A 10,158-nucleotide genomic window follows, 5' to 3' on the forward strand; every position below is an offset into this window, starting at 1 on the left:
CCTGTTGGTAAGCCTTTACGCAGATTCGCTGCGCAATAATCTTCCTTGGTTGTCTAGCAACGCAGAACAAACGAAAACAGGGCAAAATCGACACCAAAGGGGTCTTCGACGCCGCGTTGCCTTTTCTGGTGTTTACCGATTGGCGCCTGGAACCCACAAAACATCGTCTTTGCCGTCATTATTCGCCACCCGAGATGCGACAAAAAACCAATCCGACAAGCGGTTCAGATATTTGACCGCCGCGGTGTTCACGTCTTCAACGCTGGCCAGTTCAACTGAAAGGCGTTCTGCGCGGCGTGTAACGGTGCGACATTGGTGCAGGTATGCAGCAAGGGCTGATCCGCCCGGCAAAATGAAGCTGCGAAGTGGCTCAAGCGCTCCGTTCATCGCATCAATTTCGCTTTCAAGGCGGGCGACTTGGCCGTCTGTGATACGTAGCGGTGTGTATTCAGCTTCCGCATCTTTGGCGATGTCAGGGCGGCACATGTCGGCGCCCAAATCGAACAGGTCATTTTGGATCATGGCCAACTGCGCATCGATCTCGCCAGTGGCGTGTAGCCGCGCAAGGCCCACGATTGAGTTGGTTTCGTCAACAGTCCCATAAGCGTTCACGCGCATGGAGTGTTTCGCGACACGCTCACCGTTGCCCAAAGCTGTTTGGCCTTTGTCACCAGTTTTTGTGTAAATTTTGTTGAGTACGACCATGGTTTACGCTCCGAATGTCTGTGAGATGAAGACCCAAGCAACGATCAAGATTACCGCCGCAAACTGTGCATAAAGACGCCAGCGCATAACTTTGTTGGCGTGCTTTTTGTTGAAGTCACCGCCCTTGGCAAAGCCACCGATGCCCAACATCAAAATGCCAAGCACAATTACGCAAGCGATAGCAGCAACGATAAATAGTGGATCGGAAAGCATGGTCAGTCCTTGTTTGTGTTTAGTTTCCTGCGAGATAACCCGCTTTGGCCGAAAGGCGAGGGGTCATGCCTTGGATATCAGCCAATCTAATGCGCGGGTTGGCAAAATGCGGCGGGCAAAGCCCATAATGTAGGTCGGCGTTGTGATGTAGTAGCGTGGTTTTGGCCTAGGATGTTCAAGCGCGTGACGCAGTTTTTTGGTCACCGCCGAGGCCGGCAATTCGAAAGTATCGGGACCGTTATCCTTGTATAATCGCTTGGACAGGCCCGCCTCATAGGCACTTCGACGGGCGCTGTTTTTCCAATCAATCCACTTTTCAAAATGCGGAATAGAGTTTGCGCGAATGCTGCTGGTAACGGGGCCTGGCTCAAGCAAGATGATGTGAATACCAGTTCCCTTCATCTCGATACGCAGCGTATCCGTCAGCCCTTCGAGCGCAAATTTGGTGCTGTTGTAGGACCCGCGCCACGGCAGCACGACAAGTCCCAAAACTGATGAACAGTTCACGATACGCCCGTGTCCTTGTTTGCGCATGACTGGGATCACAAGGTTGGTCAGTTCATGAACGCCAAACACATTCGCTTCGAAATTCGCGCGCAGTGCGTCGCGTGGCAAATCCTCAACTGCGCCCGGCGTTGCGAAGGCGCCGTTGTTATAAAGTGCGTCCAAGGTGCCGCCTGTGGCATCAAGCACCTCTGCAAGGCCTGTCTTCAGGCTTTTGCTGTTAGCGTAATCCAAGAGGGGGCTTTCAAAGCCTTCTGCCTTTAGGCGGTTGCAGTCTTTTTGTTGTCGGCACGATGCAAAAACGCGCCAGCCTGCGTCGCGCAACCCGTGGGCTGCATCATAGCCGATGCCGCTTGAGCATCCTGTAATGAGTACTGATTTCATTGCGCTGTTGTGGCAAGCGCAGCGGTGTCCCGCAAGGGTTATCCGTCGCCCAAAAGGAAATCTGCAACCCAGCCGATGCGGTTCTCTGTCGTTCGAATTTGCACCCACCCACGGCCAAGATCATCAATGACCTTAACTTCATCACCAGCGTTCAACTTTGTCACAACGCCAAAAACAGTGCCCGGCCCGCCACGGATGTTCACAACACTGCCCGTGATTACCTTAATGACCTCTGGTGGCGCTGCGGGGAGTATGACCTCAGCCTTAAGAGCGTCATCAACGGCTGTTGACAGCGCAACTGTGCTAATGACTGCGTCACTGATTGAGGCTTCTGCAGTGTTGGTTTTGGGTGGGCTCGCAAGCTTGGCAAGTCCGAAAGCGTCACTGGTAATTGCTTTGGTCACGGCAACTTCGACTGCTTGTTGATTATCTTCAAGGACGGGTTCTGGAGCAGGCTCATAACGCGCGATTAAAATCAGCTCGCTGCCGTCCGGCCAGCTTTCTGCTACGAACTCATCGCCTCCGCTCAATTCATAAAACGCAAAAGCCAAAAAACCGAAACAAAGAAGGATCACTCGCCACATAACACTACTCCGCACGCCGAAGCGCTAACTCGTTACAACCACACCTAAAGTTCTAGCATGAGTTTTTCGATTCTGTGAGCAGGCAAAGGCAAATATTCAACTTTGTTCGCTTTACGAGCGATTCAGCCACAGTTACACAAAGTCATGACTAATTTACCGCCTGATACAGATGATCAAAACGTGCCCGCCGTCGCAGAGCCATTGCGCCGTGCTTTGGGTGACCGGTATCTGACCTACGCATTATCCACCATTATGCACCGGGCCTTGCCTGATGCGCGTGATGGTCTGAAGCCTGTGCACCGGCGGATTTTATACGCGATGCGCGAGTTGAAGCTGAGCCCAACAGGTGGCTTCCGTAAATCAGCTAAAATTTCCGGTGACGTGATGGGGAACTATCACCCGCACGGGGACGCCGCGATTTACGATGCAATGGCGCGTTTGGCGCAGGACTTTAACGTCCGCTATCCGTTGGTTGACGGGCAGGGTAACTTCGGCAACATCGACGGCGATAACCCCGCCGCGTCGCGTTACACTGAAGCGCGCATGACCATCGCAGCCGAGGCGCTGCTGGATGGTCTGGCCGAGAATGCTGTTGATTTCCGCGAAAACTACGACGGCACGTTGACTGAGCCTGTGGTATTACCAGCTGCGTTTCCAAACCTGTTGGCGAACGGATCAAGCGGTATCGCCGTGGGCATGGCCACGAACATCCCGCCTCACAACATCGAAGAATTGATCAACGCTTGTTTGCATCTGATCAAGGCGCCGAATGCGCGGGACGAAACGCTGCTTGAACACGTGCCGGGTCCTGATTTCCCAACTGGCGGTGTCATTGTTGAGCCGCGTGAAAATATCGCCGAGGCGTATCGCACGGGTAAGGGCGGGTTCCGCCTGCGGTGCCGTTATGAGATTGAACAGCTTGATCGCGGGATGTGGCAAATCATCGTCACTGAAATCCCCTATCAAGTGCAAAAATCGAAACTAATCGAGAAGCTGGCCGAGGTCATTCAGCTTAAGAAAGTGCCGATCCTTGCGGATGTGCGCGATGAAAGTGCCGACGACGTACGTATCGTGCTTGAGCCGAAGTCCAAGAATGTTGATCCCGATGTCTTGATGGGGATGCTGTATCGCAACTCTGATCTTGAGGTGCGTTTTAGCTTGAATATGAACGTGCTGATTGATGGTCTGACACCAAAAGTGTGCAGCCTGAAGGAAGTTCTGCGCGCGTTTCTGGATCACCGCCGTGACGTTCTGCTGCGCCGCTCAAAGCACCGGATCGACAAGATTGATCACCGGCTTGAAGTGCTCGAAGGCTTTATCATCGCGTTCCTGAACTTGGACCGTGTCATTGATATTATCAGATATGACGAAGACCCAAAGCGCGCCCTGATGCATGAAAGCTGGTCGCAAGACTTTGTGCGCGCGATGGATGAGAAAGATTATGTTTCCCCGTCACGTGATCTGGGTACCGAGCTGAGCGAAGTTCAGGCTGATGCTATCTTGAACATGCGCCTTCGGTCGCTGCGCCGCCTTGAAGAGTTGGAGCTGGTGCGCGAGCGTGACGCCTTGATGGAAGAACGCGCAGGCCTGCAAGACCTTCTTGATAGCGAAGAAATTCAGTGGTCCACTATTTCAGAGCAGCTGCGTCAGACCCGCAAGGAATTTGGTGCGAAATCTGAATTTGGCGCGCGGCGCAGCACATTCGCCGAAGCAGGGGAAGTGGAAGACGTCCCTCTTGAGGCGATGATCGAGCGTGAGCCAATCACTGTTGTATGCTCAAAAATGGGATGGATCCGCGCTATGTCGGGCCATATCGACCTTGGCCGCGAACTGAAGTTCAAAGATGGGGACGGCCCGCGGTTTATCTTCCACGCCGAGACAACCGACAAGATTTTGCTGCTTGGGACGAACGGGCGCTTCTACACGTTGCAGGCCAGCACTTTGCCCGGTGGCCGGGGCATGGGCGAGCCCGTGCGACTGATGGTTGATTTGCCTCAAGACGTCGAAATTTTGATGCTGTTCATCCATAAGCCGGGGCGCAAGCTGCTACTTGCATCAAGTGCGGGTGATGGGTTTGTGGTGCCTGAAGATGAGGTGATCGCGCAAACCCGTGGCGGCAAGCAAGTGTTGAACGTGCGCGCACCAAACACTGCTGCGGTATGTCGTCCCGTCTTGGGCGATCATGTGGCTGTGGTTGGTGAAAACCGCAAAGTGCTTGTTTTTGCTCTTGATGAATTGCCGGAAATGGCGCGGGGCAAAGGGGTTCGCCTTCAGAAATATAAAGACGGCGGTCTTAGTGATGCGACCACGTTTGATTTCAGCGAAGGGCTGAGCTGGCTTGATCCGGCTGGCCGTACCCGTACTGAAACGGCGCTTGCGGAATGGACGGGTAAGCGCGCGGGTGCTGGCCGTATGGCGCCGCGCGGGTTCCCGAGAGATAATAAGTTCACCTAGCTAGCTGGTGTGTGAGTAAGAAGGATGACGAGTAATGGAGCAGGGCGACACACTTGAAGGCAGATATGGTGGGCAACGCGGTCCCATCTTTTTGCTGGTCCTTCAAACGGGCATTTTGACTGTCTTGACCCTTGGGATTTACCGGTTTTGGGCCAAATCGCGTGTGCGCCGCTATGTGTGGAATGCGGTTCAGCCCGGTGGTGATCCGATGGAATACTCGGGCACAGGCGTTGAAAAATTCATTGGCTTTCTGATCGCTTTGGTGGTGCTGGCCGTTTATTTGGGATTGTTGCAGGTCTTGCTGACTTTTGCCGGTCTCAGCCTGCTTGATTTGGTTCCTGATGAGGGGGCCAGCGAGGCGCAGATATTTGCAAGCATTGGCGCGACATACGCCACGCTGATCGCGATTATCCCGCTTATCTTTATCGCCCAATATCGCGGCCGTCGTTACATGCTGTCGCGCACGCGGTGGCGGGGTTTGCGGTTTGGCATGGATCAGGCGTCGCTTGGCTATATGTGGCGCGCGATTGTTTACAGCGTCATCACTGTTGTCTCATTTGGGGTTCTGGCCCCGCTTGGGACATTTCAGTTGGAGAAATTTAAGACTGACCGCACTTGGTACGGCGATGCGCAATTTGAACAAGGTGGCCGCTGGACGATGCTTTATCGCGCGGCATCTGTGTTATTTTTTGGGCTGGGGGTCAGCATTGTCGGGGGAGTTGTCAGCGCGTCAGGCTCTGAGGGTCTTGGCATCACTGTCATGGTAGTTGGGGCGGTCCTGATCGTGATCGGGTTTGTGCACTACCGTTTGCAAAGCTTTGCGATAATGGCGCGCCACAAAACACTTGATGATGGGGCGATTGAGTTTGAGGCGTTACCCCAAACTGGCCGTGTCGTTGGGCATTACATCAAAGGGTCGTTGCTAACGATGTTGGTGACTATTGCAGCGGCAATTCCGGCAGGTGTGATTTTCTTTATGGCCAGCCAAATTGGTGCAGCCGGCGGGTTCGGCGGCGCGCAGATTTTCAGCACAATCATTGCCGTGCTGAGCTATGTGGTTGCGCTTGTGATGGGCGGCGCTTCGACCATGGCATTCATTACCCAGCCTATTTTTGGTCACATCGTAGAGACATGCGCTGTGCGCTATCCCGAGCATTTTGATACCATCCAACAACGTGCTGCCGATGATATGCCTGATGCCGAAGGTTTTGCGGATGCCCTTGATGTGGGCGGTGCGTTTTAAGAGATGGCGTTGCAAAGTAGCCTTGCCTCTTTCGTAGATGGAAAGACCGCTGGAAAGCGCGACGTCTACATCGAAGTTGCGGCGACTGCAGAGGTTTTGCGGATTTGTGACGCCCAAGGTGATGTGCTCGTGGAGTGGCCGTTAAAGCGGTTGCGGCGGATGCAAGACGGATCGCGCACGGTTTTATATTTGGATGGTGATCCAGATGAGGCGCGTCTTTACCCGTTCAATTTGCATGATGAGACGGTTTTGGCGGCGCTGACGCCTGACCTTGATAAACGGCGGCCAATTGGCCCACTGGTTCGAAAAGTAATCGGTTGGAGTGTGGCCGCGGCGGCTGCTTTGGCGGTGATGCTCTTCGTGATCATTCCCAGCCTGTCAGATCAACTCGCTACTGTCATTCCGACTGAGCGTGAAGAGCGTATCGGTAAAGTTGTTTCTTCCCAGATTGAGCGTGCGATGGTTTGGCAAGACGACAGTGCTGGTGAAAGTTGGCAATGCTCATCAGCCGCAGGTGATGCGGCTTTGGCCCAGATGGTCACCCGTGTGTTGGGGCCGCTCGATGTGCCCTACACCTTGAACGTTCAAGTCGTGGATCACCCTTTGATTAATGCGTTTGCATTGCCCGGTGGTCAGGTAATTTTGTTCCGTGGTTTGTTGGAAGCCGCTCAAAGCGCAGATGAGGTGGCGGGGGTTCTGGCCCATGAATTAGGCCACGTGATTAACCGCGACCCGATGCGCCTGACGTTGCGTGCGGCGGGGTCTGCGGGTTTGTTGTCGCTGATGCTTGGCGACGCAACCGGGGGTTTGATTATCGCAGGCGCGGCAGATCAGGTAATGAACGCCAGCCACACTCGTAAAGCAGAAGCACAAGCAGATGAATTTGCCCTGAAACTTTTGGATGAGGCTGAGATATCTCCACTGGCCTTTGCGCGCTTTTTTGAAACGCTTAAAGAGGATAGCCCAGATATGACGGGTGCTCTTGAATGGTTGTCATCGCATCCCTCGCTGAGCCTGCGTGCCCAAAACGCGCGGGACAATGTACAGCAAGGTAAGACCTATCGGCCCGTTTTGAATGCGCAAGCTTGGCGCGATCTACAGGCGATTTGTGGCTAGCTGCTAAGCTCTTCAACCTGAAGCCACACGCCGCCACTTGGCCGCAGTGTCAGGATCAGTTCCGGACGCGGATCACGTCCCTTAACGGCCGTGAATTTGAACCGCGACAGTAAGGTAGCTAGAATGATTACCGCCTCTTGCAGGGCAAATGACGCCCCGATGCATACCCGTGGACCATCTCCGAACGGTAGGTATGAAAAGCGGTTTACCGCCTTTTGATCAGCAAAGCGGTCAGGATCAAAGGCGTCAGGATTTTCCCACAGGTCTTTATGACGGTGCAGGGCATAGATGGGCAGCATGACTGTGTCGCCCTTGCGCACCTCGCGCCCACACAGCGTATCTGTTTGTTGTGCAGTGCGGCTGATGAAAGCGGCTGGCGGATAGAGACGCAAAGCTTCGTCAATGATCTGGCGAATGTAGGGCAAGGCCTTGATGTCGTCTGCCGTGGCCGTGCGCCCGTTCAAAACCTCGCTGGCCTCGGCGCGGGCCTTTTGCTGTACGTCTTCATCAAAGGCACACAGATAAAGCGCCCATGCCAAGGTGAGGGCAGTTGTTTCATGACCTGCAACGATGAAGGTCAAAAGGTTGTCGCGCAATTCATCCGTGTTCATCTGGCGTTTTGTTTCCGGATCTTCGCCTTCCAGCAACAGATCAAGTAGATCAGGAATGTCACGCGGTCCTGCGTTGCGCCGTTCTTCAATCGACGCATCTGCGATACGGCGCATATCCTTCATGGCTGAGGATGATCCGATACGGTTCAGGCGCGGCACCCACGTAGGCACGCCAATAATATCAAGTAGGGACACTTTGGCTGTCTGTGCGATGTATGCATCGATGGCGCGGTGAACTGCGCCTGCGTCCACACTATCCCCATCAGAGAACGTGACGTCCGAGATCACCTCAAACGTGGCTTGCACCATTTCGGCAAATACATCGACCGCACGGCCTTTGGACGCTGCCAGTCGCTTGGTTGAGCGATCCGCAGCCGCCCCCATGATCGGAGCCAAGTTTGCGATATTGCGATGTTTGAAAACGGGCGTTGCGGCGCGTCTTTGCCAACGCCAATGGCTGCCTTCTGCGATGAAAAGTGAATTGCCGATGGCAGGTTCAAGGATGTTTTTGGTGACGTCCGACTTGGGGTACACATCCACGGCGTCCTTCAGAATGTGGCGTAACGCATCCGGTTCCATCACCATATGCCAGCGCACCACAGCGGTTTTTCCCGAAACAATCGGTTGCTTTGTGGCGATGTCCGGGATGATCTCAACCAAGTTCCGTCGCGCGACACGCAGTGTCTCGATAATGCCCAACGGCTCGGTCACGAGTTTGCATCGCGCTGGCAGTTTGTCTGACATTTGATCGCTCCGTTACCTGTTGCTTTTCATAATGGTGACCTGTTGGAGGTAAGTCACATCTTTGCGCTGTCCATTGTGAAGGGCCCTGAAACTGCGTTAGGAACTTTCAACCGGTTATGAAAGGTGTGTGCCTGTGTGGAAAATGATAGTTGGTTTGCTTGCGCTGCTGGCAGTTGCAGGATGTGGGGGCACAACCGCTGAGATGACACCCCGTTCGCCTGCGCTCAGCAGCTTTGATCTGGGTCATAACGTTGTGATCGGAACGACTGCCAAGAAGGGGCCTTTGTCTCGGGATGCGACGGCGGAGGAGTGGGTCGAAAGCCTAAGCTCTGCCATTGATGCCCAGATCGGTCGCTACGATGCAGGTGGTCTCTATCATTTGGGTTTAAGCGTTGATCAATTTGTCTTGGCCGCCCCTGGCGTGCCACTTGTCTTGTCGCCCAAGTCGATCTTGCAAGTTTCAGTCACTGTTTGGGACAACGCCAAGGGCCAAAAGATCAATAAAACGCCCGAACAAATCCTTGTTTTTGAGAGCTTTTCCGGTGGTAGCCTGCTTGGCTCAGGACTTACCAGGTCGCGTGAAGAACAGATGGCGGGCCTAAGCGCAAATGCCGCGATGAAGATCGAAAATTGGCTGATCGAAAATGCCGCATGGTTCGCGCCACTCAACGATGCGGAATGACTTGATTTATCTGTGTAAACCTCATACACGCCGCACCGTTGGAAACGGGCTGCGATAACGGTGTTTTCCGCCGCGCCCCTGAATAGATTGAAGGTTGGCTCATGGCTAAGGAAAAGTTTGAACGCTCTAAACCGCACGTAAACATCGGCACGATTGGTCACGTTGACCACGGTAAGACGACGTTGACTGCAGCGATCACCAAGCAATTTGGTGACTTCAAAGCATACGACGAGATTGACGGCGCGCCGGAAGAAAAAGCACGTGGTATTACAATCTCTACTGCTCACGTTGAGTATGAAACAGAGACACGCCACTACGCACACGTGGACTGCCCAGGCCACGCTGACTATGTGAAAAACATGATCACTGGTGCTGCTCAGATGGACGGCGCGATCTTGGTTGTTAACGCAGCTGATGGTCCTATGCCACAAACACGTGAGCACATCCTTTTGGGTCGCCAAGTTGGTATCCCTTACATGGTTGTTTACATGAACAAAGTTGACCAAGTTGACGACGAAGAGTTGCTCGAGTTGGTTGAAATGGAAATCCGTGAGCTTCTGTCATCTTACGAGTACCCAGGCGACGACATCCCAGTTGTAGCGGGTTCTGCTCTGGCAGCTCTGGAAGACCGCGATGACAACATCGGTAAAGAGTCTATCGACAAGCTGATGGAAGCTGTTGACAGCTACATCCCGACACCAGCACGTGCTGTTGACCAGCCGTTCCTGATGCCGATCGAAGACGTGTTCTCAATCTCTGGCCGTGGTACAGTTGTAACCGGTCGTGTTGAGCGTGGCGTTATCAACGTTGGTGAAGAGATCGAGATCGTTGGTATCCGTGACACCACGAAGACAACCTGCACAGGTGTTGAAATGTTCCGCAAGCTGCTTGATCGCGGTGAAGCAGGCGACAACATCG

General features: G+C 53.9%; 10 protein-coding genes. 5 read left to right on the forward strand and 5 right to left on the reverse strand.

Annotation, left to right across the window (positions count from 1 at the left end; translation table 11 throughout):
* Positions 1 to 132: 132 nt before the first annotated feature.
* The 4 genes from NIG5292_RS06935 to NIG5292_RS06950 form a co-directional block, all read right to left on the reverse strand.
* On the reverse strand, positions 133 to 705 hold the full coding sequence (locus NIG5292_RS06935; RefSeq protein ID WP_048598749.1) for a cob(I)yrinic acid a,c-diamide adenosyltransferase: 573 nt from the start codon (positions 703 to 705) through the stop codon (positions 133 to 135).
* Positions 706 to 708: 3 nt separating this feature from the next.
* On the reverse strand, positions 709 to 918 hold the full coding sequence (locus NIG5292_RS06940) for a twin transmembrane helix small protein (RefSeq protein WP_048598750.1): 210 nt from the start codon (positions 916 to 918) through the stop codon (positions 709 to 711).
* Between the two features lie 63 nt (positions 919 to 981).
* Positions 982 to 1,806, reverse strand: coding sequence for an SDR family NAD(P)-dependent oxidoreductase (locus tag NIG5292_RS06945; RefSeq protein WP_048598751.1), 825 nt, complete (start codon positions 1,804 to 1,806; stop codon positions 982 to 984).
* Between the two features lie 38 nt (positions 1,807 to 1,844).
* Positions 1,845 to 2,390 (reverse strand): SH3 domain-containing protein, encoded by a 546-nt coding sequence (locus NIG5292_RS06950; RefSeq protein ID WP_048598752.1) that lies wholly within the window; start codon positions 2,388 to 2,390, stop codon positions 1,845 to 1,847.
* A 144-nt stretch (positions 2,391 to 2,534) separates the two neighbouring features.
* Between NIG5292_RS06950 and parC the strand changes: the two genes are divergently transcribed.
* From parC to NIG5292_RS06965, 3 genes are read left to right on the forward strand one after another with little or no spacing between them, the layout of a single operon-like run.
* Positions 2,535 to 4,844 (forward strand): DNA topoisomerase IV subunit A, encoded by a 2,310-nt coding sequence (gene parC / locus NIG5292_RS06955; RefSeq protein ID WP_048598753.1) that lies wholly within the window; start codon positions 2,535 to 2,537, stop codon positions 4,842 to 4,844.
* A gap of 34 nt (positions 4,845 to 4,878) precedes the next feature.
* Positions 4,879 to 6,087 (forward strand): DUF898 family protein, encoded by a 1,209-nt coding sequence (locus tag NIG5292_RS06960; protein ID WP_048598754.1) that lies wholly within the window; start codon positions 4,879 to 4,881, stop codon positions 6,085 to 6,087.
* 3 nt (positions 6,088 to 6,090) lie between these two features.
* Positions 6,091 to 7,203: a M48 family metallopeptidase gene (locus NIG5292_RS06965; protein WP_048598755.1), complete on the forward strand. Its 1,113-nt coding sequence runs from the start codon at positions 6,091 to 6,093 to the stop codon at positions 7,201 to 7,203.
* Here the strand turns inward: NIG5292_RS06965 and NIG5292_RS06970 are convergent.
* Entirely contained in the window at positions 7,200 to 8,558 is a 1,359-nt protein-coding gene (locus NIG5292_RS06970) for a cytochrome P450 (RefSeq protein WP_048598756.1), read from the reverse strand. The genes NIG5292_RS06965 and NIG5292_RS06970 overlap by 4 nt on opposite strands.
* Positions 8,559 to 8,700: 142 nt before the next feature.
* On the opposite strand from NIG5292_RS06970, the gene NIG5292_RS06975 reads away from it, so the two are divergent.
* Together NIG5292_RS06975 and NIG5292_RS06980 are read left to right on the forward strand one after the other, a co-directional pair.
* On the forward strand, positions 8,701 to 9,240 hold the full coding sequence (locus tag NIG5292_RS06975; protein ID WP_048598757.1) for a hypothetical protein: 540 nt from the start codon (positions 8,701 to 8,703) through the stop codon (positions 9,238 to 9,240).
* A 101-nt stretch (positions 9,241 to 9,341) separates the two neighbouring features.
* A partial coding sequence (locus NIG5292_RS06980) for an elongation factor Tu (RefSeq protein ID WP_048598758.1) occupies positions 9,342 to 10,158 on the forward strand: 817 nt, incomplete at its 3' end.

Source organism: Nereida ignava, assembly GCF_001049735.1.
GTDB lineage: Bacteria > Pseudomonadota > Alphaproteobacteria > Rhodobacterales > Rhodobacteraceae > Nereida > Nereida ignava.